The sequence below is a fragment of the Vibrio ostreicida genome (assembly GCF_013074385.2).
Classification (GTDB): domain Bacteria; phylum Pseudomonadota; class Gammaproteobacteria; order Enterobacterales; family Vibrionaceae; genus Vibrio; species Vibrio ostreicida.
In genome coordinates this window covers 788,312-813,350 of the sequence record NZ_JABEYA020000001.1, presented here as the reverse complement: position 1 = coordinate 813,350, position 25,039 = coordinate 788,312, and the positions used below count along the sequence as shown (strand labels likewise).

Annotated in this window: 21 protein-coding genes; 17 read left to right on the top strand and 4 right to left on the bottom strand. The window is 44.8% G+C overall.

The genetic code is table 11. The features are described 5' to 3' along the window. Positions 1 to 100: 100 nt before the first annotated feature. The gene (locus HLM86_RS03430) at positions 101 to 1,129 is read right to left on the bottom strand and encodes a succinylglutamate desuccinylase (RefSeq protein WP_076589334.1); all 1,029 of its coding nucleotides are present in this window, start codon (positions 1,127 to 1,129) and stop codon (positions 101 to 103) included. A 646-nt stretch (positions 1,130 to 1,775) separates the two neighbouring features. On the opposite strand from HLM86_RS03430, the gene HLM86_RS03425 reads away from it, so the two are divergent. The 5 genes from HLM86_RS03425 to cdd all read left to right on the top strand — a co-directional run bounded on the left by HLM86_RS03425 (position 1,776) and on the right by cdd (position 7,222). Further along, complete coding sequence (locus HLM86_RS03425) at positions 1,776 to 3,152, top strand: L-cystine transporter (protein WP_076589335.1); 1,377 nt, start codon at positions 1,776 to 1,778, stop codon at positions 3,150 to 3,152. A gap of 370 nt (positions 3,153 to 3,522) precedes the next feature. Then, on the top strand, positions 3,523 to 4,947 hold the full coding sequence (sbcB, locus tag HLM86_RS03420; protein ID WP_170881956.1) for an exodeoxyribonuclease I: 1,425 nt from the start codon (positions 3,523 to 3,525) through the stop codon (positions 4,945 to 4,947). Positions 4,948 to 5,051: 104 nt separating this feature from the next. Continuing rightward, positions 5,052 to 5,417, top strand: a complete 366-nt coding sequence (locus HLM86_RS03415) for a CidA/LrgA family protein (RefSeq protein WP_076589337.1) — start codon at positions 5,052 to 5,054, stop codon at positions 5,415 to 5,417. Then, positions 5,417 to 6,094, top strand: coding sequence for a CidB/LrgB family autolysis modulator (locus HLM86_RS03410; protein ID WP_076589338.1), 678 nt, complete (start codon positions 5,417 to 5,419; stop codon positions 6,092 to 6,094). Before HLM86_RS03415 ends, HLM86_RS03410 begins: the two co-directional genes overlap by 1 nt. Positions 6,095 to 6,334: 240 nt before the next feature. After that, positions 6,335 to 7,222, top strand: a complete 888-nt coding sequence (gene cdd, locus HLM86_RS03405; protein ID WP_076589339.1) for a cytidine deaminase — start codon at positions 6,335 to 6,337, stop codon at positions 7,220 to 7,222. 61 nt (positions 7,223 to 7,283) lie between these two features. Here the strand turns inward: cdd and HLM86_RS03400 are convergent, their stop codons facing one another. Next, on the bottom strand, positions 7,284 to 7,931 hold the full coding sequence (locus tag HLM86_RS03400; RefSeq protein WP_170881957.1) for a thiopurine S-methyltransferase: 648 nt from the start codon (positions 7,929 to 7,931) through the stop codon (positions 7,284 to 7,286). Positions 7,932 to 8,212: 281 nt separating this feature from the next. On the opposite strand from HLM86_RS03400, the gene HLM86_RS03395 reads away from it, so the two are divergent. Both HLM86_RS03395 and HLM86_RS03390 read left to right on the top strand, forming a co-directional pair. Further along, positions 8,213 to 8,986 carry a RelA/SpoT domain-containing protein gene (locus HLM86_RS03395; protein WP_076589341.1) on the top strand — a complete coding sequence of 258 codons (774 nt, stop codon included), beginning with the start codon at positions 8,213 to 8,215 and terminating at the stop codon, positions 8,984 to 8,986. A 194-nt stretch (positions 8,987 to 9,180) separates the two neighbouring features. After that, a complete protein-coding gene (locus tag HLM86_RS03390) occupies positions 9,181 to 10,164 on the top strand; it encodes a DUF3187 family protein (protein WP_170881958.1) in 984 nt (327 codons plus the stop codon). Here the strand turns inward: HLM86_RS03390 and HLM86_RS03385 are convergent. Further along, the gene (locus HLM86_RS03385; RefSeq protein ID WP_170881959.1) at positions 10,161 to 10,904 is read right to left on the bottom strand and encodes a sporulation protein; all 744 of its coding nucleotides are present in this window, start codon (positions 10,902 to 10,904) and stop codon (positions 10,161 to 10,163) included. The two genes, HLM86_RS03390 and HLM86_RS03385, sit on opposite strands and share 4 nt — an antisense overlap. Positions 10,905 to 11,075: 171 nt before the next feature. Here HLM86_RS03385 and hutC point away from each other — a divergent pair, with 171 nt between their 5' ends. The 6 genes from hutC (at position 11,076) to HLM86_RS03355 (ending at position 18,324) form a co-directional block, all read left to right on the top strand. Continuing rightward, entirely contained in the window at positions 11,076 to 11,789 is a 714-nt protein-coding gene (hutC, locus tag HLM86_RS03380) for a histidine utilization transcriptional repressor HutC (RefSeq protein WP_076589344.1), read from the top strand. 105 nt (positions 11,790 to 11,894) lie between these two features. Next, positions 11,895 to 13,133: an imidazolonepropionase gene (gene hutI, locus HLM86_RS03375; protein ID WP_170881960.1), complete on the top strand. Its 1,239-nt coding sequence runs from the start codon at positions 11,895 to 11,897 to the stop codon at positions 13,131 to 13,133. Continuing rightward, positions 13,126 to 14,124 (top strand): formimidoylglutamase, encoded by a 999-nt coding sequence (gene hutG / locus HLM86_RS03370; RefSeq protein ID WP_076589346.1) that lies wholly within the window; start codon positions 13,126 to 13,128, stop codon positions 14,122 to 14,124. Before hutI ends, hutG begins: the two co-directional genes overlap by 8 nt. 79 nt (positions 14,125 to 14,203) lie before the next feature. Continuing rightward, the gene (gene hutU, locus HLM86_RS03365; RefSeq protein ID WP_170881961.1) at positions 14,204 to 15,901 is read left to right on the top strand and encodes a urocanate hydratase; all 1,698 of its coding nucleotides are present in this window, start codon (positions 14,204 to 14,206) and stop codon (positions 15,899 to 15,901) included. 28 nt (positions 15,902 to 15,929) lie between these two features. Beyond that, positions 15,930 to 17,462, top strand: a complete 1,533-nt coding sequence (gene hutH, locus HLM86_RS03360; RefSeq protein WP_076589348.1) for a histidine ammonia-lyase — start codon at positions 15,930 to 15,932, stop codon at positions 17,460 to 17,462. A gap of 136 nt (positions 17,463 to 17,598) precedes the next feature. Next, positions 17,599 to 18,324: a DUF3581 domain-containing protein gene (locus HLM86_RS03355; protein ID WP_170881962.1), complete on the top strand. Its 726-nt coding sequence runs from the start codon at positions 17,599 to 17,601 to the stop codon at positions 18,322 to 18,324. A 109-nt stretch (positions 18,325 to 18,433) separates the two neighbouring features. On the opposite strand, the gene ydiJ is transcribed toward HLM86_RS03355, so the two are convergent. Next, positions 18,434 to 21,466 (bottom strand): D-2-hydroxyglutarate dehydrogenase YdiJ, encoded by a 3,033-nt coding sequence (gene ydiJ, locus HLM86_RS03350; protein WP_170881963.1) that lies wholly within the window; start codon positions 21,464 to 21,466, stop codon positions 18,434 to 18,436. 202 nt (positions 21,467 to 21,668) lie between these two features. On the opposite strand from ydiJ, the gene HLM86_RS03345 reads away from it, so the two are divergent. The 4 genes from HLM86_RS03345 (at position 21,669) to HLM86_RS03330 (ending at position 25,026) form a co-directional block, all read left to right on the top strand. Then, positions 21,669 to 22,352, top strand: coding sequence for a DUF3334 family protein (locus tag HLM86_RS03345; protein WP_076589351.1), 684 nt, complete (start codon positions 21,669 to 21,671; stop codon positions 22,350 to 22,352). A 167-nt stretch (positions 22,353 to 22,519) separates the two neighbouring features. Next, entirely contained in the window at positions 22,520 to 23,203 is a 684-nt protein-coding gene (locus HLM86_RS03340; protein WP_076589352.1) for a DUF2786 domain-containing protein, read from the top strand. A gap of 520 nt (positions 23,204 to 23,723) precedes the next feature. Continuing rightward, entirely contained in the window at positions 23,724 to 24,701 is a 978-nt protein-coding gene (locus HLM86_RS03335) for a tetratricopeptide repeat protein (RefSeq protein ID WP_254868740.1), read from the top strand. A gap of 148 nt (positions 24,702 to 24,849) precedes the next feature. After that, positions 24,850 to 25,026, top strand: a complete 177-nt coding sequence (locus HLM86_RS03330; RefSeq protein ID WP_170881965.1) for a hypothetical protein — start codon at positions 24,850 to 24,852, stop codon at positions 25,024 to 25,026. Positions 25,027 to 25,039: the final 13 nt, after the last annotated feature.

Here is a 25,039-nt window from a genome sequence, read left to right as displayed (position 1 = left end):
CGAAAATATCGCTTTGACACACCAATAATAATAATGGCTTAACGATAACGTTAAGCCATTAAAATGGAAAGCAATACTATGAAGTTTCAGTGCAATGATGTTAATCGTAAACTAATTGATCATTTTCATAACGCACCTTTACAGGGCAGACCATCAACGCCGCTCTTTGTCCAATTGCAACATGTCGGTTTGGAAAAACAATGGCCTCACCTTCATTCTTTGCCATTAACGGTTTATCACCGTCATGGCCGAATACTTCCCCGTGTTTAAAGGCCGTAAAGTTTTCAACGCCATCATCAAAAATAAAATCAAAATCCTCTTCAAGCCGCACGATAGTGCGGCTTACACGGTACATAACAGGAGCTCGTGGTATGTGTTCCGCTTTGCTGCAAGAAATCAAATCTCTCAGTGCCAAATCGAAGGCCACCAGCTTGTTGAGATCATTTTCACCAATACGGGCAACGCTTCCTAATTCTAATGTCAGCGCTTGTGCTGAAAATTGTTCAGCGCTATACCAACTAAACGTACCAGAAGGCGCGTTGGAAAACATCACAGCTTCCAAGTGAGCACTGGCCACAAATTCCATCAGTGATTTACTGCGAACCGGATGTCGAGTTTTAGGGCTGACGGCGAAAGTATAATGCTTAGACTGACGAATCGCACAATGCAAATCGAGATGCCAGCGCTTGTCAGCAGCGGTATCTTGATAAAAATCCGCGACAATACGTTTTAAGTGAGTAGCAATATGCCGTTCTTTTGATTCAGGATACTCTTGTGCATCAAACAACCGATTAAGATTCATTTCGATAAACCGAGTGTGTGCATTGGTTGCTTCAGGGTGAGCAATCAAGATCAACAAGCGTTGCGAGACGAGTTGAAATCCAGATTCTATATCAGAAATGATTTTATCAATCAGTTCCATAGGTGCGGTTTCATCTCCATGAATACCACAGGATAGAATAATATGTTTCGTATTTGCATCTAATCTAGGAGGGATAACTTCCAACACTCCCCGCTCATGAAGCTTGAATACCGTTCCATTGGCAAACTTGGTTTCACTTGGCTGGGTGTCATTTTCTAGATTTAAACTGTCCGAAAGAAAAGATTGATGAAAGAGATTTTTCGGCATGCGCGACTCCTTTATTGCACAGCGAGTATGTTAATGAATTACTCAGCAAAATTATGTAGCGACGATCCCACTTATTAGTAGGAGATCGTACTTTATGGCAGAAAACTCAGTGACCCTTTCAAAGATTGATTTCTATAAAAGAGAGAGTGCTTTGACCGGGCAAAAGATAACCGAGAAGACCACCGCATCCCAGTTGACGGTATTGTACCATATTTATCGGATAATCAGAGACGCCTTTATCCATTAGATCAAAGAGCTATAGCATTGACTCCAGTAAGAGTTTGTCTGGCCTTAACCGTATCAACGTAGAGCAACCACGACTCTGAATTTTGCAGAGCGGCGGTTACATAATAGAAAAACTCGCCTAAAGGTTAATCGCCATATTAGTCTTTGACGAGTGAGTTTAAGATCCACTTATTCAGCCGTAACGTGATTCACGGAAGGGCTTTCAATGCGAATTCATTCACCCGATACCCGCCAAGACTCCTGTCGCCGCTGCTACCCGATTAATAACCAAAAATTATAACTAATAACTTTTCATTATTTCTGTCGTCGATTTCAAATCATTATGTTTGTTACGGAATTTAATCCTGTAATAATCTCAGCACATCATAAAGACTAAAATCAATAATAAGGACAATCAATTATGTCAGTAACGGCGATCGCTTCACTTGCGGTATTTGTCGCTATTCTTTGCTTGCTCTACAACCAACAAAGAAAAAACAAAACTTTGTCTCGACTGGTCCTTTTAGGGTTAGTGAGTGGCAGTCTGTTTGGCTTAGCCCTTCAACTTACTTTTGGGGAAGGCAACGTCGTTATCACGCAAACACTAGACTGGATTAACATCATTGGCAGTGGTTACGTTGGCCTGCTTAAAATGGTGATCATGCCACTCGTCTTGGTTTCGATGATATCAGCCGTGGTCAAACTTGAAAAAGGCGGCTCATTAGGGAAAATTTCTGGCTTAACCATTTCTATTCTATTGACGACAACCGCAATATCAGCGTTTGTTGGAATCATTGTCACCCAGTTACTCGGGCTATCCGCAGAAGGGTTAACCGAAGGGGCGCGAGAAACCGCTCGTATTGCAGTACTTGAGAACCGTGCTGGATCCGTGAGTGATCTAAGTATACCTCAGATGCTGGTCAGCTTTATCCCAACCAATCCATTCGCAGACCTCACTGGATCGCGAACCACGTCCATCATCGCGGTGGTGATTTTTGGCGTTCTGACTGGCATTGCAGCACGTAAAGTCATGGCTGAGAAGGCGGAACTTGAAGCGCCCATTCGTACCTTTGTTGAGGTGGCACAATCGGTCATAATGCGTTTGGTCAAAATGATTATGGCTCTCACACCTTATGGTATCACGGCATTGATGGCTAAGGTGGTCTCAACATCCAGTGGCAGTGATATACTCAATCTGTTGGGGTTTATTGTGGCTTCTTATATCGCCATAATCCTCATGTTTGTCGTTCATGGTCTTTTGGTGTCACTCGTTGGTGTCAGCCCCAAAACCTACTTCCAGAAAATCTGGCCAGTGTTAACATTTGCTTTCACTTCTCGCAGTTCCGCAGCCACTATCCCTCTTAATGTCGAAGCGCAGATCAATCAACTCAAGGTACCACCCGCAATAGCCAACCTCTCTGCCTCGTTTGGCGCGACGATTGGACAAAATGGCTGCGCTGGCATCTATCCGGCAATGCTGGCCGTAATGGTTGCCCCAAGCGTGGGGATTGACCCAACAGACGTTAACTTTATCCTATCGTTGATCGCCATTATCGTCGTGAGCTCTTTTGGTATCGCGGGCGTAGGTGGCGGTGCAACCTTTGCTGCGCTGATCGTTTTACCCGCAATGGGTTTACCGGTAACGATCGCGGCGCTGCTGATTTCTATCGAACCTCTGATTGATATGGCCAGAACCGCGCTCAATGTTTCCGGATCAATGACGGCTGGCACCATAACCAGTCGAATTTTGGGAAAACAAGCCAGCGATCAACCATTGGAAGCACAACAGATATCGTAATTCCAAGCCCCAAGGCTGAACTCGTGCCTTGCAAGTAGAGCGTTGATATTGCTCAATTCGCAAGGCACGAGACATTAAAACACGAAGCCAAGTCACTCAAGGCCAGTGTCTGCTTAACCATTCAGAATCTACAAACCTCTTCAGTGACCTAACCCTTTTATTGATTTGCCTTGCATTCTCTACAGCGTCTGTCAGATACTTACATCAGCCTTTTTTACTTTTGAACCTGTGGCCAAGTTCCCACTTACACCACGGTGATGTATTGCCTTTGTTTTCCAGCCACTTTACGACCGCAATGCCAGTCTTTTTAAACTGCCAGTCGTCTGAAAACAAAGTATTGCCAAATAATGATGAATAAGAAAACAAAACTATGAAAAGTAGCGAACAGCCCACATTCTTCTTTTTTGATTATGAAACTTGGGGGACGGACCCCGCCAGAGACAGACCATCACAATTTGCTGGTGTGCGCACTGATATGGATTTAAACATCATTGGGGAGCCCATCGTCATCTATTGTCAACCGCCAAATGACTACCTTCCTTCACCAGAAGCGGCATTGATTACGGGTATCACACCTCAAACAGCGATGTCTAAAGGCCTCACTGAACCTGAGTTCATCGCAAAGATCCATGAGCAACTATCCATACCTAACACGATTAATCTCGGTTACAACAGTATTCGGTTTGACGATGAAATCACTCGGTATACATGCTATCGGAACTTTTTAGACCCCTATGCTTGGAGTTGGCAAAACGGTAACTCACGTTGGGATCTTCTTGATGTCATGCGAGCCTGCTACGCGTTGCGCCCAGAAGGCATTAACTGGCCCAACAATGACGAGGGCTTTACTAGCTTTAAACTGGAGCACCTTTCCGTTGCCAATGGGATTGAGCACTCGAATGCCCATGATGCTATGGCCGATGTCGTTGCTACTATTGAAATGGCAAAGAAAGTTAAAACTGCCCAGCCTAAGCTGTTCGACTATTTCCTCGGTATGCGCCAAAAACGAAAACTCAACGAACTGATCGACATTGTCAATATGACGCCCCTCATGCATGTTTCCTCGATGCTAGGCCGTGAGCGCCAGTATACGAGTTGGGTCGTACCGATTGCATGGCATCCTAGCAATCAAAATGCGATCATCGTGGCTGATTTAACCCAAGATCCACAACCATTAATAGACCTCGACTCAGAGCAACTACACCAGCGCTTGTATACAAAACGTACTGAGTTGTCGCCGAGCGAACTTCCCGTTCCAATCAAGCTTATTCATTTAAATAAGTGTCCTATTCTTGCGCCTGCCAAAACACTAACTGCTGATAACGCAGCGCATATCGGTATTGACCGAGAAAAATGCCTGAATCACCTCGCCATCATTCGTCAAAACCCAGACATTCGAGATAAACTGGTTTCACTCTATGGGATAGAACGAGAATTTAACAAGAGTGCTGATGTGGACACTATGCTCTACGATGGTTTCTTCTCTCCGGCCGATAAGACCGCGATGGAGATTATTAGACAAACGCCACCGGATCAACTCTCCACCCTAGACCTCACTTTTGACGATGCACGCATAGCGCCGCTATTATTTCGCTATCGCGCTCGACATTTCCCATGGACTCTCAGTGAAACCGAACAAAACAAATGGGCTGTTCATTGTCGTGACTATTTTGAAAACCAGATCGAAAATTACATGCTGAATCTTGAAAACTTAGTTCATGAACATGAAGGTGACGAAGATAAAATAAAGCTCTTAAAATCAGTGTATCAATACGTTGAAAAACTCGTCTCTTAAATGAGGAAACCATGCCTAGAGTCTAGAAAGTTATCCGCCTTGAAATAAGAAAAGGCGGTCACTTGATTACATCCATCTAGGTAGCACTTCGGATAAGAAAGCTTATGGCCAATACCTGTCTAAGATACGCCGTTTCTATGGGGCTGATTCTCATTTGCCTTATGGTAGGCCACTATATTCAAATTATTACAACGACATCCATCCCTAGCAGCATCATTGGTATGTTGCTGCTATTTTTCCTTCTAGCCAGTGGCCTTGTTTCTGCAAAATGGGTACGCCCTAGCGCAAACCTACTGATTCGATATATGGTGTTGTTGTTTGTCCCCATTAGCGTCGGTTTAATGCAACACTTTGATATGTTGATTAACAACGCTCTCCCTATCCTTGCCAGCGCGATTGGGGGGACCTTCATTGTCATTGTCGTTCTCGGTTTATTGCTCGAAAAATTACTCAAAGGGGGAGGCCGCTAATGTGGTTAGTGATAACCTTATTGGTTTTTTTCTCCGCTCGATGGGTATGTCAAAAATGCCCAAGTCCATTTATGAATCCACTGCTCGTGAGTTTAGCCATTTTAATCCCTCTTCTTACTTACTGTCGCGTCCCATTTGACGTTTATTATCAAGACAACCAGTGGATAAACCTTTTGCTTCAGCCTGCCGTTGTCGCCCTAGCCTATCCACTCTATGAACAGCTTCCTCAAATAAGAGCCAACTGGCGTATTATCATGTTGGCCTGTAGCGTTGGCAGTGTTTTGTCGATGCTAACTGCTACGCTTATCGCTGTTTATACGCAAGCTGATTTATTACTGATAGCCAGTTTACTTGGCAAATCTGTCACCACTCCCATTGCCATGGAGGTGTCGAGTAACTTAGGAGGTGAGCCTGCGATCGCAGCAATTTTGGTTCTTATTGTTGGCTTGGTTGGTGCGATTTTTGCGTACCCAGTATACAGCCTGTTTAATATTACTCACCCTATTGCGAGAGGGCTTACCATGGGAACAGTGTCGCACGCATTGGGTACCGCAACCTGTATTGAAAAAAATCCTCTGGATGCCGCATTCAGTTCATTGGCACTCGTCATTTGTGGCCTTATTACCTCCATTCTCGCGCCAGTATTTTTTGCTCTGGCGGTATGGTTGATGCAATAAACGTTTTGATCATTAATCGCTCCACGCACCTCTTTATCGTTATCCGACTCAATAAACTTGTGTGATATCACTCTAATTGTGAAAAAATAATATCGTTACATTAATTATTGTGATCAATATAGAAGAAATGTTCTCATGGTGCCCTAAAATGAAATACCAATATCGGGTTGATATAAGTCGATTCACTCGTGGTCATAATAAACCCAATGATATCGATTAATGCTTACACAAGGATTCACTATGACAAGTCGCATTGAGCAAGCACTTTCTGAAGCGCCAAGCAAAGTCGCACAGTTCCTCACCCCAATCATATCAGCAGACGATTTTGACGCGACTCTGTCTTCGGAACAATTTTCGGATCTTTTGACAATATCAGGCTTACAGGACGATGAACTGAGAGTTGCACTACTGCCATTTGCTGCCACCTATGCGCATGTTCCCATTTCAAAATTTTATGTTGGTGCTGTCGTTCGTGGCCTATCAGGGACGCTCTATTTTGGGGCCAATGTTGAGATGTCTGGTACTCAACTTGGACAAACCGTGCATGCTGAACAATCTGCCATTAGCCATGCTTGGATGAAAGGTGAACGTGGCGTGTCAGATATTACGGTCAGTTTTAGTCCTTGTGGCCATTGCCGTCAGTTTATGAATGAACTGTCGACGGCGGGAGAATTGGCGATTCAATTACCGCAAAAAGAGGAAAAAACACTTCAGTACTACCTGCCCGACTCTTTTGGCCCAGTCACCTTAGGAATGGAATCAGGCCTAATGACTGAGGTTAATCACGGTAAAACATGTGTCGAATCCGATACGATGATCAATAGTGCGTTAGAAGCCTTAAACAAAAGCTATGCACCCTATTCTCACAATTTAAGTGGTGTCAGCATCAAACTAAAAAATGGGAATGTGTACCAAGGGGCTTACGCTGAGAACGCAGCATTCAACCCAAGTTTACCCCCTTTGCAAGTTGCAATTATCCAATTATTAATGGACTCACAATCATTTGAGGACATTGAAGCAGTCGCCTTGGTCGAAATGGCGCAAAGCAGCATCAGCCACCTTGCCACGACTCAGAGCACGATAGAAGCCATCAACCCAGATATTCCCATGAGCTACCAAGCCATCTAGACACAGACTGGTCGACGATAAAAAGGCGCCAAGCGGCGCCTTTAACACCCTTTCTTTTCGCTTAGCTCTCGATCAAATACACTTCTTCTGTAAACCGTGACAACCCTTTTGATGCAATTTTGGGATGATTTTCACTGGCCTCATCATGATAGAGTTTTGTCGTGCGATAACCTTCAAAGAGGCGTCTAATTTCCTGTTCAGCAACCGAAAATGGAGGTCCAGACATTTCCTCTTGTGGATAGTCAAGGGAAACCAATAACACTCTCCCCTTAGGCTTGAGTAACGACATGATTCTTTCTACATAGGAAACTCGCATTTCTTCGGGTAATGCGACCAACGCAGCTCGGTCATAAATGATATCAACGGGCTTCACCGGGGCACTGAAAATATCGCCGTTAATAATAGACAGTTCATCAAACTGGTAGAGGTCATGTTGACCATTCACAGAAATGACCGTCGGGGTATAAAAATGTTCCGAAAAAAAGGCCCTTACCGCGATTTTACTGAGTTCAACCGCCTGTACGTCCTCATGTTGGGATGCTAACCAAACCAAGTCTTCTGACTTACCACATAAAGGAACAAAAACTTTATCGTCTCGAGATGGCTTCGTCATAGACCAATATTCCATCAAGAGCGAGTTGACGTCTTTTCGATGAAAACCGATTTGGTTAGACGCCCATTTACTATGCCAAAAATCTGGATCTTCCATTTTCTTCTCCTGAGTCATCCTTAATCTTCTAGCCTATACGAATCTTGTTTCAAGTGGTATCCCCAATCTGAAGAACACATTCAGGTTAGGTTCAGATAACTCATTTACAATGGTTTAAAGCCTGAGTGCAAACCAGCATCAAATTTTTTGTTGAACAAACAATACAACCCATTGCTTAATGACACATAGGCCCCCAGATAATAAGTATGACAGTGACGACTTGGTGATCACTCTTTTCAAGCCATTTTTTTCTAAGTCGCTACAAATTCAAAGGAGACTGCATGAGCCTATTTCTGCGAACCACGGCTCTGATGCTATTAATGCTCAGCCGTGCACCCGCTTTTGCCTCAATGCCTACAGAAAGCAATACTGAAGAGTCGCGCTCCACTCGCCAAAACGAAATGTGTTCCAAAGTATTCAAACACAATCTCAGTGGCCTTTATGGCATAAAATCCACGACCCTCACCCCAGTTCAGCCCTATGCCGACTTTGATACACTTTATAGCAAAGCTCATCAAGCTCAGGCCGAACTAGAAATGATATGTAAAAATACCGCCTTGCTTACTTCAGCTGAAGCCTATTTTTCAGGGGTAAAGTCTGCTCAAAGAGCCAAAGACAAAATAACCTCTGAATTAAATGATGAGCCCGAGCGTATTACCGATTTGGCAAGAGCTACGATCGTCGCAGATGATATTGAAAGTTTGATGTCTGCTTATGAAACGCTCAATCGAGAGACAACGATCGTTAAAGTGAAAAATCGTTTCAAGAAACCGTCACCATCGGGTTATCGCGATTTGAATCTACTGATCCGGCTCCCAAAAACTGGCTTAATTGCCGAAGTCCAGATCCATCTAAAAGCCATTGCGGATGTTAAAAGTGGTCCAGAACATGATCTTTACAAACGTATCCAGAAAATTGAAAGGCAAGCCACGTTAGAAAATCGAACAATCAGCGAGTTCGAAACAGCAAAAATCAATGCCATGCGAAATCAATCGAATCATTTGTATCAGACAGCATGGCAACCCTATATCACCACTCACCTAAGTGCCGCATAGCCCATCAAAGTAACCTTGTTATTGGCCAGTGTGGACAATTTTAACCTCACATGAATGCTCAAAACGAAGTGTTTTGAGCATTACCGTTAGCAAAGCCGACCATCGAACCCAATCAATCTGAAGTAGCAAATACGGCACATAGCAACATCATAACCTATTCTTTTAGAATGAATATTAAAATCAGAAAGAATGTTATGAAGGCGATCAAGTGGTGTTTTTACTTTCTAATGCTGGTGTTTTTTAACAGTACAGCCATGGCCCGCAGTGATTATGGTCCTGTAAAAAGCTATACACAATCACCCTTCCATACCAACAGCCTTTCCCCACAATTACGCTCAGGTTTTTCAATGACACCGGAATCGGGAGAGGTCACCATCACCGGTATTATTTCGAGCATCTGGGCCGTGACGCCAGACTATGAATTGGATTACTATCAGAATCAGCTGGCTGCAAGTGGTAAATGGCAATTGACATCAGATTGGCAGATAGAAGTAGACTATCGTTGGAATTACGCGGGGAATAATCATCTCGACGGTTTGACTAAAGATTTTCATGACTGGTTTAGCTTGGATCAAAATGGTAGAGATAATGTCGATAACAACCGCTTTGTTATCCACATTCCTGACTACGGCATCGAATTAGACAACTTTCGAGGGGAGTCATTAAGTCATGCTTTCACCGGCTACCTGCAATACCAACTGCTCAACGAAACGCATCATGGCATCTCTTTAGGGACGACTCTCTACTTTAACGATACTCATCATAGTATTTTTAGCTCTTCACAATTCGAACAAGCGATTCAAATCAATTATGGCTACCGCAGGGACAAGCACTCCCTCGACACACTGCTTGCCATAACCTTTCGCAATACCCCAAGCGTATTTAAACAAATGCCCTATCGTTCGAATACTTGGACGGTTGGCGCCAGCTATCGATACAGGCTCTCCACACGTCACCACCTCATCGGACAATTGGCCATTCATCAAGGTATCTCTGGAGGGGAAGATGAATTTTCAAAACCCTCAACAGAGTTTACGTTTGGTTACCGCTACCAAATGAAAAATTCAGCCATAGAGCTCACCGCCGTTGAGAACATGTTTAATGCTGATAACAGTACCGATATCGCATTTGGTATTGGATATCGATACCAATTTGGAGGTTCAGATCAAAAAACTTAAACCGTTAGGATTTGGTGCAACACGGCACCGATCTCTGCATCGTCTGCCTCACGTTGGAGCGTAAACGCAACATATTGGTCATCACTCCAACCCAAAGAACGGTCCACTTCGGCCAAACCATGTACCAAGCTTCCATCGAGTATAAAAGACAGCTCAATTTCTTTATTGTTGATCAGCCCGCCCTTTTTGAATTCTATTTCCTGATAGCAACCAGACCTTGATGAGAAATTATGACCATTCAAAAAGCCTTTCTCTACATCTGACTTAATCATTGTAAAGCCAGCATGCTCAATGCCTGAAATGACCTTTTGTACAACAGGAAGTGCCTCTACATGAACAAGATCTCTGTCGTTGGGGTCCACCGAAAAACCGATGTCTAAAACGGTTTCTATCCACACTTTAGTTTGATTGTTCCTCGTACTAAGCAATGTAATCGGTGTTTCATCATCAAGCCCCAACTCGAAATCAAAAGATTTATTTTCTTGGGGATTGATAACAAAGGGCTCCACCACCTGCAATGCGCCCAAGACAAATGTTTGATACCTAATTCCACTGTCGCTTTCTACTTTGGCTCTAGTACATAACTTCAAATGTATGGCATCTATTTGCTGTTCGACCTCACCACCCTCAATGTGGACAACGCCACAGAGCGTGCTGCCCTGAACGATTGGCATATTTTCTAACACCGTATCGACTTTCGCCGCACCAAATCCTAAAGAAGCCTTTATCTTTCCAAGCATTCCATTCCCTTGTTGTCATAGTTGTAGGTACGTCTAGGTAGCATGTATCTTCATTAATTGACAAGATATTTATATCAATTCTTGGCTGAAGAACGGACTCGATCACTAAGGTTGCATTCTCAACGTAAATCCATCACCATTTGTATAGTCAAATAAAACGTAATGAATGCTATGAAACAATCACCACTCTATCTACAGATAAAGCACTATATTATCGAAAAGATTAATTCGGGACATTGGCCTATCGGACACAGAATCACAACAGAAATGGATTTGACGGAGCAGTTTAATGTCAGTCGAATGACCGTTAACAAAGCAATACGCGATCTCGTCTCGGAAGGCAAGCTGCAAAGGCGTCCGAGACTCGGCACTTTTGTCTGCGCGCCGGATGACAAAGCAGAGTCCCCTTTACTTGATATTCAGAATATCGCCGACGAAGTGAATCTTCGTGGTAAAAAGTATTCAAGTAAAGTCGTGACTCAGGTAGCTAAGATGGCAGATGAAACCATTGCAACCAAACTTGGCATAATGCTAAACAGTCCGATTTTTTATAGTGAAATCATTCATTTCGAGGACAGCCATCCAATTCAGTATGAGCTTCGATGGGTCAATAGCATCCATGCCCCTGATTATCTTGAACAAGATTTCACACAAAGTACGCCCAATCAGTATTTGTCTATCAATTGCCCGTTAAGCGCCGTCGAGCATACTGTAGAAGCCATTGTCGCCAATGATCGAGTACGTAGCGCTTTAAGGTTGGGCGCAAATGAACCTTGTTTGCTACTCAACAGACGAACTTGGAGTCAAGACAAGCTCGTGAGTTCCGCTTTACTTTATCACCCAGGCACTCGTTACAAGCTAAGTTCCAAAATATTACTCAACTGATTGCTTTATATTTTCAGACGATCACATTTTTGTAACCACTGACTTGAAATGAAAGCCCAAGTAAAACATTATTTGTATATACATTTAAATCATAGATCATACGACATGCCTGAATCGCCATTGACGCCACATTCAATCAACACACCACAGATGGTGCTAACGAACGCTAGATTAGTTTCTATGATCAATGGCGAGCAAGGGTATCAAATCTCAAGTCCCTGTAGCCTTACTATTAATGATGGAAAAATTGACAGCATCGCCACCAGTGCTTTTGATGGTGTCCCAACCTTTGACTGTCAAAATAAGCTCGTGACGCCAGGGTTCATCGATAGTCACACTCATCTGATTTACGCCGGTAATCGTGCTAACGAATTTGAAATGCGCTTGAATGGCGTGCCTTATTCAGAAATAGCTAAGCAAGGGGGCGGGATTCTGTCAACGGTTCAGTCAACGCGCAGAGCCAGTGTAGAGGAACTGATTCATCTTGCACTACCAAGGCTAGACGGGTTAATTCGTACAGGCGTCACCACGGTAGAAATCAAATCTGGTTACGGGTTAACGCTCAACGATGAAGTAAAAATGCTCCGTGCCGCGAAAGCGCTCTCTGAACATCGTAAAATCAAAGTGTCCACCACCTTGCTTGCCGCTCATGCGGTACCGCCAGAATATCAAGGCAAAGCCGATGATTATATTCGTTTGGTGTGCGAGGAGATCATTCCATTAGTCGCCGAAGAAAAACTGGCCTCCTGCGTTGATGTGTTTTGTGAATCCATAGGATTTAACCTAGAGCAAACCGAGCAAGTTTACACCGCCGCACAGCATTATGGGCTTCACGTCAAAGGTCATACTGAACAACTGTCAAATTTGGGCGGTTCCGCTCTTACCGCTCGTTATCAGGGCCTTTCCGCTGACCATATAGAGTACATTGACGAACAGGGCGTGATGGCTTTAGCCCAAGCCGGTACCGTCGCGACCCTACTCCCTGGCGCATTCTATTTCTTACGTGAAAGCCAACTTCCCCCGATAGAACTGCTTCGCAAACACAATATTCCTATGGCACTGGCGACCGATTTAAACCCAGGCACCTCGCCTTTTGCAGATTTAACTATGATAATGAACATGGGGTGCACAATTTTTGGTCTTACGCCCGAAGAAACCCTACGTGGTGTCACTTCCCATGCTGCTCGTGCATTGGGTTATGCCAATAGCAGAGGTCAGCTTCGCAAAGGTTTTGACGCGGATATTGCGATATGGGACGTAAGCCATCCGGCAGACTTCAGCTATCAGCAAGGTATATCCCGTCTTTGTGCTCGCGTCGTCAATGGAGAACTGGAGTATGTCTAGCTTACCCAAAACCAATCAGGATTTTCACTGGCAAGGGCGTCATGATGCCGAGGATGGCGCGTTGGGAAAACGAGTGCATCACGTCATCACCCAGAAACAGGCCAATCAACTCACTCCTGAGATGAATTCCGTTAGCCTACTGGGCTTTGCTTGCGATGCTGGTGTTGCGCGAAATAAAGGCCGCATTGGGGCAAAGAAAGCACCAGATTTGATTCGTAGAGCTTTGGCCAATATGGCTTGGCACCAAGATAGCCAGTTGGTTGATCTGGGCAACATCGTATGTGAGGATGATTTACTTGAGAGGTATCAGTCAGAGTGTGCTGACGTTATCGCCGTGGCTCTACGCTCAAACCCAGTGATCACCCTAGGTGGCGGGCATGAGGTTGCTTGGGCTTCTTTTCAAGGTTTAGCGCGTTACTTCGAATACCTAAAACCAGCCACGGCACCGAAAATCGGTATTATCAATTTTGACGCCCATTTCGATCTCAGGACATTTGAAAGCACAAACGTCGATGTCAAACCGAGCTCAGGTACCCCCTTTTATCAAATCTACGATTACTGTCAACAACATGACTGGCCCTTCCATTACGCTTGTTTAGGGGTTAGTCGTGCGAGTAACACGCAAGCTTTGTTTGAGCGCGCCAAAGCGCTCGATGTCTGGTTTGTCGAAGACAAAGATCTCGCTCACCTCAACCACATCTACCATCTGACACAACTGCAACATTTCATTGATAACTGTGACTACATCTACTTGACCATCGATCTTGATGTTTTTTCTGCCGCAACGGCTCCTGGTGTTAGTGCCCCAGCCGCTCGTGGAGTCAGCATGGATACTTTAGCCCTGTTCCTCGATAGAATTTTGCATTACAAGCATAAGTTGGTTATCGCCGATATTGCCGAATTTAACCCGACCTATGACGTTGATAATCAAACGGCTCGACTAGCCGCTCGGTTATGTTGGGATATTGCCAACGCCTTTTCTGAAAAATAACCCCCAATAACAAAGCAGAATTAACGTACGTGTCAGGCGTACGTCCCTGCTTTATACGTGAACTACAAGGAGTTTCATCATGACGGCACGCAACACTGAAGATATGCGTCTCGATACAACACGTACAATTCGCTCACCTAGAGGCACAGAAATTACCGCTAAATCCTGGCTGACTGAAGCACCGCTGAGAATGTTGATGAACAATCTTGATCCCGAGGTCGCTGAACATCCGCACGCTTTAGTGGTCTACGGTGGAATTGGCCGTGCTGCAAGAGACTGGGAGTGCTTTGATAAAATTGTTGAGGTTTTAGAGCGCTTAGAAGAAGATCAGACGTTACTGATTCAATCGGGCAAACCTGTTGGTGTATTCCCCACCCATAAAAACGCGCCTCGTGTACTCATTGCTAACTCGAATCTTGTCCCACACTGGGCCAATTGGGAACATTTTAACGAACTCGATAAACAAGGGCTGATGATGTACGGCCAGATGACAGCAGGAAGCTGGATTTACATCGGGTCACAAGGCATCGTTCAGGGTACCTATGAAACCTTCGTCTCAGTGGCCAAAAAGCACTTTGATGGTCAGGCAAAGGGCCGTTGGGTCCTCACAGGCGGCTTAGGAGGAATGGGTGGGGCTCAACCACTCGCTGCCACTATGGCCGGTTTCTCTATGATCGCGGTTGAATGTGATGAGTCTCGTATCGACTACCGCCTGCGCACTGGCTATGTCGATAAAAAAGCCACCTGCCTAGATGAGGCGCTGGCTATCATCTATGAATCCGAAAGCCCCGTCTCCGTCGGTCTTTTAGCCAATGCTGCTGACATTTTTCCAGAGCTGGTTGAACGCAATATTACGCCTGATGTGGTCACCGACCAAACATCCGCTCACGACCCTCTCAATGGCTATTTACCCATTGGGTGGTCTATGGAGCACGCCGCTGAGATCCGCAGGCAAGACGAAAAGGCGGTGGTTAGAGCGGCAAAAGAATCGATGGCCATTCAAGTCAAAGCCATGCTAACACTTCAGCAACGCGGCGCCGCAACCCTAGACTATGGCAACAATATTCGTCAAATGGCGTTAGAGGAAGGGGTGGAAAATGCATTCGATTTCCCTGGATTTGTCCCCGCCTACATTCGGCCTTTATTTTGCGAAGGTATCGGCCCCTTCCGTTGGGTCGCCCTGTCGGGTGATCCTGAAGACATCTATCGAACAGATCAAAAAGTCAAAGAACTGATTCCAGATAACCCACAGCTCCATAATTGGTTGGACATGGCTCGGGAACGTATTCAGTTTCAGGGACTGCCAGCGAGAATTTGTTGGGTCGGTTTAGAGGATAGAGAGCGTCTTGGACAAGCATTCAACGATATGGTGAAAATTGGTGAGCTTAAGGCCCCTGTTGTCATCGGACGAGACCATCTCGACTCCGGTTCAGTGGCCAGTCCCAATCGTGAAACCGAAGGCATGCTAGATGGTTCGGATGCCGTCTCTGACTGGCCACTTTTGAATGCCCTGCTCAATACCGCTGGTGGGGCTACATGGGTGTCACTTCACCATGGCGGCGGGGTGGGCATGGGATTCTCCCAACATTCCGGCATGGTGATTTGCTGTGATGGTAGTGAAGAGGCTTCTCAACGTATTGCTCGAGTTCTCCACAATGATCCAGGTACCGGTGTCATGCGTCATGCAGACGCTGGGTACGACTTGGCCAAAACCTGTGCGGCTAAGCAAGGTCTCGATCTCCCAATGCTCAATCAACAACTAACAAAACTAAAATAAGCATAGTGGCTAGTAAGGAATCATTAACATGTTCAATTTAACGCTCCAGCCAGGCAATGTGAGCCTAAAAGAGTTGCGTAAGATAAGCCGCTCTCCTGTAAAGCTCTCTCTTGATCCAAGGGCAATTCCAGATATAGAGGCAAGTACCCAAGTCGTAGAAAAAGTCATCTCTGAAGATCGAACCGTCTACGGTATTAACACAGGCTTTGGCTTGCTAGCAAACACCCGTATCATGCCGGAAGATCTAGAGACACTGCAAAAGAGTATTGTACTGTCACACGCCGCGGGCATTGGCGCCTTTATGTCAGATGAAACCGTTCGACTTATGATGGTTTTAAAAATCAACAGTTTAGCTCGTGGCTTTTCAGGCCTGCGACTGACTGTCATTCAGGCACTGATTGACCTAGTCAATGCGGAAGTTTATCCGTGTGTGCCCCAAAAGGGGTCCGTCGGTGCCTCAGGGGATCTCGCACCTCTCGCTCATATGAGCACAGTATTGCTTGGAGAAGGTCAGGCTCGCCACAACGGCAAAATTCTTACCGGAATCGAAGCGCTCTCTGTCGCGGGGTTAGAACCCATAACCCTTGCCCCTAAAGAAGGGTTGGCATTACTCAATGGGACCCAAGCGTCAACCGCTTTCGCTCTAGAAGGGCTGTTTGCCGCTGAAGACCTATTTTCATCTGCGATAACCTGTGGTGCAATGTCTGTCGAAGCGGCGCTCGGCAGCAGACGTCCATTTGATCCTCGAATTCATCGTGTGAGAGGGCATCGCGGTCAAATGGACGCAGCGCTTGCCTATCGCCATATTTTGGAAAACAACAGTGATATTGGCCAATCCCATACTGGATGTGAGAAAGTTCAAGATCCCTATTCGCTTCGCTGCCAACCACAAGTCATGGGGGCCTGCTTGCAGCAAATTCGCAATTCAGCAGAAACACTAGAAACAGAAGCGAACTCAGTTTCTGATAATCCACTGGTATTTGCTCAAGATGACGATATTATTTCAGGCGGAAATTTTCACGCAGAACCTGTCGCATTCGCCGCAGACAATCTAGCGCTCGCGATCGCTGAAATTGGCAGCCTATCAGAGCGCAGAATGGCGTTACTGATTGACAGTGCATTAAGTAAATTACCGCCTTTCTTAGTTGATAATGGTGGTGTCAATTCTGGATTTATGATTGCTCAGGTCACTTCGGCCGCTCTCGCCAGTGAAAATAAAGCGCTTGCTCACCCTGCCTCTGTGGACAGTTTACCAACCTCTGCGAATCAAGAAGATCACGTTTCTATGGCAACGTTCGCCGGACGACGTTTACGTGATATGGCCGAAAACACACGAGGTATCTTGGCCGTTGAATACCTTGCAGCCGCTCAGGGTTTGGATTTTAGAGCACCGAACAAATCGTCAGAAAAAGTAGAGCACGCAAAACATATCCTGCGTGAAAAAGTCCCTTTCTACGACAAAGACCGCTACTTTGCTCCAGACATTGAAAAAGCGAACACCATACTTGAACTCGCGGTACATAATCTCCTTATGCCCGCTGATTTACTCCCAAGTATTTAACTAAAATCAAGGGCTCGGTTTACCGAGCCCATTGCCATTTTTTACGTCATATTTTTGTGAAAAACCCACTGGATGGACCATTAAAGTTAAATCGTCATATATAATTCGCTCCAGTTTCGGTAAATAATGGTTAACTATGTTCCTAAATCCATATTTTTCTTGCAGCGATCAACATTTCCAGTTCACGCGTCAGCAAGCCAGTCATTTTGCAAAAGTCGTGGCTGGTGATTTCAATCATATTCACGATGAAGACAACAAACGCTTTTGTGTACCCGGCGATCTACTCTTTGCTGTCATGCTTTCAAAAGAAGGTGTGAGCCAAAAAATGCGTTTCGACTTTTCAGGAATGGTCGCTGATGGTACTGCGTTGCATATTAAGAAAAAATGTGAGAATCAGGCGACTGTTGTTGACCAAGAGGGGAAAGAGTACCTTCACATGAACCGTGAAGGGACAGTGAATCGAGACACGTCTTTCATAGAACATGTTGTTACCAACTACGTCCAATTTTCTGGAAAAAACTTTCCTCACATTATGGTGCCATTGATGAAAGAGCAGCAGATGATGATCAACTGCCAGCGACCTTTGGTGATCTATGAAAGTATGGAAATAGAGTTCAGTCGTTTAGATTTGTCTCACCCTGAAGTCTCGTTTGCGGGCGCAACGTTTGATGTTGACGGTAAACGCGGTGTTGTCACGCTAAATTTTGATTTCAAACAAGGTCTGGAGTCTGTCGGTAAAGGGGTAAAACGCATGGTCGCTAGTGGACTGAAACCCTATAATCAAGACGATATTGATGAACTTGTTGAGCGATTCAATCAACGTAAAGCGTCGTACCTTACGGCCTTAACTGAAGCAGCATAACCAAGCACAGCAGCGCCTGTCGCGCTGCTGTTCACCCGTTAGTTCTTTGATAATATAAAGCGACCAAAAGCTGTCGATTCTACCAATCCAAACTCGCCGCTATTTTTGGCTAAATCCATTGAGCAAGTGCCTGAAGTGGGTGTTGAACCTGAGTATGGGTAAAGCGCTTCACTTGGCTCCGGCAAGAGTAGCCTGTGATCAGGCATCGCTCAGCAGGCAATTGTTCAATATTACCTTTCCAACTCAACGCATAAATATCCTCAGACATTTTCAACTTATCAACCTCATGGCCAAACGTCCCCGCCATACCGCAACACCCCACTGGTACGGTTGTCAGGTTCAATCCAAAATGATGAAAGATCATTCCCCATTCTTTTTCGGCATTCGGCATCTTGGTTTTTTCGGTACAATGTGCAAATAAGTACCAAGGTTCTATGCATTGTGACGGCACTGGAGAAAATTCGCCAAGCCTTGGTATCAACCACTCATGAACATTAAGAACCTGAAAATCGCCTTGTTTTTCTCCAAGAATTTCGTTGTATTCATCTCGATAACACAGAACCAGAGCAGGGTCTACGCCTACCATAGCAAGCTTCATATCAGCGACTTTCTGTAGAAATTGCGCGGTGTCATGGGCAGTGTTGGCAAACCGCTGCAAAAAACCTTTCACGTGCTGCGCTTTGCCATTTGGTTTAAAGGGGAGTAAAACGGGGGTCTTACCCAACTTCACCAATAACTTCATAAAATCTTCAACAACCTGAGCTTCATAGTAGCTGGTGAAAGGATCTTGTACGATGACAACATGATTGGCTTTTTCCTGTTCAGACAAGGTGCCAAGAGATTCAAAATCGAAGGCTTTGCTCGGCTTTAATCTTGTTGCCAACGTGGGGACAGACATCAATGGGGCATCCGTATACCCAATTGCTGATGCTGTCAGCGTTTGCACCCACTTCAGACTCATCACTCCATTGACGATACGAGGGGCTTTAGCCATCAACGGAAGCAAAGACTCTATATTCGCAACAAGGTAATCTTTAACCGGACGTTGATATCGTGAATAATAAAGATTAAGGAACCTAGAGCGAAAACTTGGGACATCCACCTTAATTGGGCACTGGCTCGCACAAGCCTTACAGGCTAAACAACCATTCATCGCCTCATAGACTTCATGAGAAAAGTCGTCTTCATGGCGCTTATTGAGTGTATTGCGCACCCTATCTATCATGGCTTTAATCGAAGACGTTTCCTCCAGCGTTTGTTTTTCAAGGTCCAAAATATCCACCCCTTGTTGCGTCAGCTGACGCAACCATTCCCGCACCATACCAGCGCGACCTTTTGGGGAATGACGGCGATCTGCCGTCACCTTCATGGAAGGACACATAGGAGAAGAGGTATCGTAATTGAAGCACAACCCATTGCCATTACATTCCATCGCTTGTCTAAAGCTATCTCTCACTGTCACCTCAATTTGTCGGTCAAAATACCCACGCTTAGGGTCCGTCACTTTGACCAAATCTTGGTGGCTACCTAGTGGCGTACAAATCTTTCCTGGATTCATTTTATTATCAGGATCAAAAGCGGCTTTAATCCTTCTTAGCTCAGTAAATAATTCATCACCAAAAAAATCAGGGCCGTACTCTGAGCGAAAACCTTTGCCATGTTCCCCCCACATAAGGCCACCGTATTTTGAGACGAGCTTCACCACATCATTGGAAACTTGGTGCATCAATGCTTCTTGCTCTGGGTCACATAAATCCAAGGCTGGTCGAACATGCAATACGCCAGCATCAACATGGCCGAACATCCCGTAACTGAGTGATTTCGAATCAAGCAATAACCTAAAATCAGCAATAAAGTCTGCCAGATTTTCAGGGGGGACGCAGGTATCCTCAGCAAAAGCAACGGGTTTTGCTCGACCTTTCGCGCCCCCAAGAAGCCCAACCGCCTTTTTACGCATATTGTAGATACGGCCGATACTGGCGACATCACTGCAAATCTGATACCCGATGATACCCGCCTCATTCGCCTGCATCATAGCGTCTAGACGATCCGTAAGCGCACTCACTTGCTGCGCCAGCTCCGAATCGCTTTGTCCCGCATACTCGACCATATTGATGCCTTCCATCTGATGACCTGGCACATCGGTCAATAAATCATTGACCGAATGCCAAACAATATCTTGTTTGGCAAGATTGAGTACTTTGGAATCTATCGTTTCAACCGAAAGCGCTTGCGCTTCAACCATAAACGGGGCATTGCGCAACGCCGCATCAAAACTGTTGTATTTGACATTGATTAACGTTCGAGCTTTAGGAATACGGGTTAGATTGAGGGTTGCTTCAGTCACAAAAGCCAGCGACCCCTCAGAGCCACATAGTACTCGAGTAATATCAAAGTTGTCCGATTCCTCGTTGAATGCGTTCTTGAGATCATAACCCGTAAGAAAACGGTTAAGTGGTGGAAACTTAGCCACAATCTGTTCGCGTTTGGATCGACAAACATTTTCCGAAACCTTCAAGGCTTGGTACGCATATTCTCCCTGCGCTGGCAGGCCATCTGATAAATCCGATTCGAGAATCGAACCATCAGCAAATACCGCCTGAAGAGACAACACGTGATCAGACGTCTTACCGTATTTTAAGGACCCCTGACCTGAAGCATCGGTGTTGATCATGCCACCCAAAGTAGCTCGATTGCTGGTCGATAGATCGGGAGAAAAGAAGTACCCATACGGCCTAACCGCATCGTTAAGTTGATCCTTAATCACACCCGTTTGAACCCGAACCCAACCCTCTTTCTGGTTGACTTCCAGAATCTTGTTCATATGGCGAGACAAATCCACCACGATGCCCTTGGTCAGTGACTGCCCGTTGGTTCCTGTGCCACCGCCGCGAGGAGAAAAGGTGACAGACTGGTATTGAGTCGCACTGCTGATTTGCCCAATCAACACGACATCTTGCGTTGACTTTGGATGAACCACCGCCTGAGGGAGTTGCTGGTAGACACTGTTGTCCGTTGCAACCGCCAAACGACTTGAATATTGACTTTCGATATCCCCAGAAAACCCAGCGAGTTTGAGTTCCTCAAGAAAACTTACAACGATGGAATCCACATCAATTTGAGAAGATAATTTTGGTAACATTTGCTTCCTGCCCCTACTACACTGATCCGATCAGCATTGGGTTTCATTTCAACAATGATTTTTTATGATTTTCGTCACTTTACAACATTTGTTAGGGTGATTAAATCAGAAATCCGGTGCAACAATGGCGCTAATTGCATTTCTTATCCACACTTACCTATTATTACTGTATGAGTAAGTGTCTTTCATGAGCGAGTCATCAATGAAAAAAAATAAAATTATCACAACAGAAGATATCCTGCTGAAACTGTGTCAATCGGTATCGAGTGTTCTTTCTTCCGCCACAAATTCTGACATTGGTTACTCCGCCATGGTACAAAAAATTACCAAAACGAGTTTAAAACCTGATTTCGGTTGCTTTGTCTTGTTTGATGGCGGCTTCTCAGGGCTCGTTGTCATTAATTTTGATTCAAAAGCTGCGTTGGAGCTTTATACGGCTTACATGCGAAATATGGGCATGCCGGAGGAAGAATTAGCCGTATTACATACCTCTGATGAAGTGGGAGATGTATTGGGAGAACTGATGAATCAATTGGTGGGTGACTTTACCAACCAAGTTAGAAAAGATCTACAGACACACATAACTCAGAATCAGCCCAAGATGCTGACGTTGAATAAACAAGTTATCTTGTCTGTCGACACCAATTTAGACCGCCCTCAAGCTCGCCGGGTTACTTTCTCGACGGAAAGCGGCAACATATTCTATTTAGAGCTTGCAATGGACAAAACTGAGTTTATTCAGCTTGAGGAATTTGAATCAACAGAAGAACAATCCCCAGATGCAATCCTAGAACAAGCGCAACAAGACATTAAGTCTAAAAAGAAAGCACCAAAGCAAGAAGCCACCCCCGATGACAGCGACTTGCTCGATGAGCTTGGTATCTAATCATCCTTACTTGGGCCATTGCCAACTCGCAACGGCCTATCTCTCTCACTTTTCAACGTCAACGCAACCAACTATTTGGTTGAATACGTATCGAGACAGTTTCGTTTTGACTTAAAGCACGTTAATATAGTCGACTTCGTAAAAATCAGAGAGATTTTCGATTGTCGATGGATAAACAAAAAGCCCTCAAAAAAATTGCTAAGTGCCTTGAGCTTGGCAACTCAGCCAACGTAAATGAAGCGGCAAATGCGATCAAAATGGCGCATAGCCTGATGCTCAAGTATGGCTTGGACAAAGATGATATTGAATTCATCAAAATGGGCAAAACCAAATCGACGCACTTGTTGCCATCCAATATTAGTTCTACCCTCCTGCGTATTATTCGTAGTATCAACACTAAGTTTGGTGTTGAAGCCGTACTAACCAACCATAAAGGCCTCAAAAGAGCCGAATTTATTGGCGAGGCTGACCGAGCAATTTTTGCCGCTTTTGCGTTTGATATTGTTTATCGCGAACTTAACGAACAAACTGGCAAGTTCCGCAATAGTTTTGCTGGTTCAGGGACCAGTACGGGCGAAGTTTCACGGAGAGTGAATTCTTTTATTTCGGGTTGGGTTGAAGGAGCAATCGAAAAGCTTCCAATCATAACGTCTGATGATGAATCAAATAAAAAAATTGACGACTATATCGATAAAGAATTCAAAAATATCGATCGGGAAACCTTTAAACAACAGTTGCGTGACGCGATGAAGAACCTCACAGATGACTACGAAGTTGGCCTTAAAAAAGGCAGGACAGTGTCTGTTAGCCGCCCTATCGACGGAGCTCAGGCCCCTAAAATGATCCGGTAATACCATCCATTACCCGCGGTGTTGTCATTCTTATAAAGGACAGCTTACCTAATTGGCATCATCAACAGCAATGCGTGCATTCTATTCACAACTCTTAAACCAAGTTTGCGTGAAAAAGTTTACGCTTACTATAATGGCCCCTGCGATCGTGAGTGGCCATCGGGTGACTCAACAGTGAAATACCACCACAGGTAAATCAGAAACAAACTCAGGCCAAAGGCGCAATCCTTGATCCCCTCTCTAGCGCGCCGAGCACGTCGCTTATCCTAAGAGCAACCATCAAGACCCCGTCGTGATCATCGCATCGAAACCCAAATTCTACACCGAAAGGAATCGAGGTCATATTGTACACAATTAAATAGGATTTTCTGGTGAGCCATTTTTTAATTGTGCCAGAAATACATTAGACTATAGTGCAGGTTAGCCGATTTGATGGATTAGGGATATCTTGAAATTTTTCAGCGTTTTGTTGTTCTTGTTTTTTTCTGGGACCAGTTTCTCAAAACCTAGTGAAGCCCTTATGTCCAAGGCGCAGAACGATGACGTTCAAGCCCAAATCCAATTAGCAAACCAATACCTCAACGAGAAAAATAATCCGGCAGCCATTGAAGAAGCTCTTTATTGGTTCGAAAAAGCAGCAAACCAAGGGAATGTGAACGCTACTGCACAACTTGTCACATTGTACTTAAACAATGGGAAGCCATCGTACAATCAACAGGAAGGGCTCTACTGGTTAACTCGATTCGCCCTCACAGGAAGCCCTCAAGCCCAACTCAATCTTGGTAAAGTGCTAGAAAGCCTTTCTGAGCCATCCAACCATCTTGATTTTGCTGAAGTCTGGTACCGTATCGCTTCTGACCAAAGCGAAGAGGCTCAGCGAGCCTATGCCAGCGTCCTTGAAAAAAAATTTAACGCTCAACGCGCAAAGCAAGTGTCTTCCGTTGGCCAATTAGACATGGTATTTGATGATTCCACCATTGAACTTAGCCCTATAGCGAAAAGTAAAGCAGGGCCAAGAAAACGCGCCAACAACGTTATTTATTGGTTACTCATTTCATCAATCGTATTGCTGATCTTGATGTTTTGGATGGCTCGCACATTACGCAGACTTAAGGCCGACACCAAACTCTCTCAAAATGACTTAGCTTCAGATAAGCGTCGGTTAGAATCTCAACTCAAAGAGAAGAATGTCTTACTAAAACAACAAAAAAAACAACTGGAAACGCTCTACCGGCAGTTTAAAAAAATTCAAGGCTCACACACTACGAGCAACAGTAAGACTCAGCAACCCACAGCCGCAGCCGTTGATCAAAACCTGTCTCATGCGTGTTCACTGTTTGGTTTCAAAATTGAAACGATTCCAGCTGAAAAACAAATTAAGGTCCGCTATAAACAATTGTGTAAAATATATCATCCCGATCTTAAAGGGAGTGATGAAGAAATGAAACGGCTGAATCGAGCACTTAAAATTATAATCACTCATGTTCAAAGAAAGTAGAGCATCAATATAACCTGATTGCCTATTCTTCCACATCGCGCAATCGATCCCCTTCCCAAGCTGGATAACAAACAGTTAACTTATAAGTCATTCATATGTCATAATTTTTGCCCAAAATATTATGGACCAAATGAGTTGGAATAGATCGATGTTTAACATTGAAGGGATATGCGACTGGTGTAAAAAGCCCAGTCTAGTGATCAAACTAGAGTACCTTGATGGTCTTCACCATCATTCCTGTGAAGCTTGTAGCGAGTTGGCACGCCTTGACGTCCGCCATTACAATCTCGCTGAGCTTGAGCACAGAGGGCAAAAATCAGACTAGAGCCCTATGTCGG

Coding starts and splice junctions, on each gene's coding strand:
- HLM86_RS03430 (WP_076589334.1), bottom strand. CDS start 1,129: ATGCCGAAAAATCTCTTTCATCAATCTTTTCTTTCGGACAGTTTAAAT.
- HLM86_RS03425 (WP_076589335.1), top strand. CDS start 1,776: ATGTCAGTAACGGCGATCGCTTCACTTGCGGTATTTGTCGCTATTCTT.
- sbcB (WP_170881956.1), top strand. CDS start 3,523: ATGAAAAGTAGCGAACAGCCCACATTCTTCTTTTTTGATTATGAAACT.
- HLM86_RS03415 (WP_076589337.1), top strand. CDS start 5,052: ATGGCCAATACCTGTCTAAGATACGCCGTTTCTATGGGGCTGATTCTC.
- HLM86_RS03410 (WP_076589338.1), top strand. CDS start 5,417: ATGTGGTTAGTGATAACCTTATTGGTTTTTTTCTCCGCTCGATGGGTA.
- cdd (WP_076589339.1), top strand. CDS start 6,335: ATGACAAGTCGCATTGAGCAAGCACTTTCTGAAGCGCCAAGCAAAGTC.
- HLM86_RS03400 (WP_170881957.1), bottom strand. CDS start 7,931: ATGGAAGATCCAGATTTTTGGCATAGTAAATGGGCGTCTAACCAAATC.
- HLM86_RS03395 (WP_076589341.1), top strand. CDS start 8,213: ATGAGCCTATTTCTGCGAACCACGGCTCTGATGCTATTAATGCTCAGC.
- HLM86_RS03390 (WP_170881958.1), top strand. CDS start 9,181: ATGAAGGCGATCAAGTGGTGTTTTTACTTTCTAATGCTGGTGTTTTTT.
- HLM86_RS03385 (WP_170881959.1), bottom strand. CDS start 10,904: ATGCTTGGAAAGATAAAGGCTTCTTTAGGATTTGGTGCGGCGAAAGTC.
- hutC (WP_076589344.1), top strand. CDS start 11,076: ATGAAACAATCACCACTCTATCTACAGATAAAGCACTATATTATCGAA.
- hutI (WP_170881960.1), top strand. CDS start 11,895: ATGCCTGAATCGCCATTGACGCCACATTCAATCAACACACCACAGATG.
- hutG (WP_076589346.1), top strand. CDS start 13,126: ATGTCTAGCTTACCCAAAACCAATCAGGATTTTCACTGGCAAGGGCGT.
- hutU (WP_170881961.1), top strand. CDS start 14,204: ATGACGGCACGCAACACTGAAGATATGCGTCTCGATACAACACGTACA.
- hutH (WP_076589348.1), top strand. CDS start 15,930: ATGTTCAATTTAACGCTCCAGCCAGGCAATGTGAGCCTAAAAGAGTTG.
- HLM86_RS03355 (WP_170881962.1), top strand. CDS start 17,599: ATGTTCCTAAATCCATATTTTTCTTGCAGCGATCAACATTTCCAGTTC.
- ydiJ (WP_170881963.1), bottom strand. CDS start 21,466: ATGTTACCAAAATTATCTTCTCAAATTGATGTGGATTCCATCGTTGTA.
- HLM86_RS03345 (WP_076589351.1), top strand. CDS start 21,669: ATGAAAAAAAATAAAATTATCACAACAGAAGATATCCTGCTGAAACTG.
- HLM86_RS03340 (WP_076589352.1), top strand. CDS start 22,520: ATGGATAAACAAAAAGCCCTCAAAAAAATTGCTAAGTGCCTTGAGCTT.
- HLM86_RS03335 (WP_254868740.1), top strand. CDS start 23,724: ATGTCCAAGGCGCAGAACGATGACGTTCAAGCCCAAATCCAATTAGCA.
- HLM86_RS03330 (WP_170881965.1), top strand. CDS start 24,850: ATGTTTAACATTGAAGGGATATGCGACTGGTGTAAAAAGCCCAGTCTA.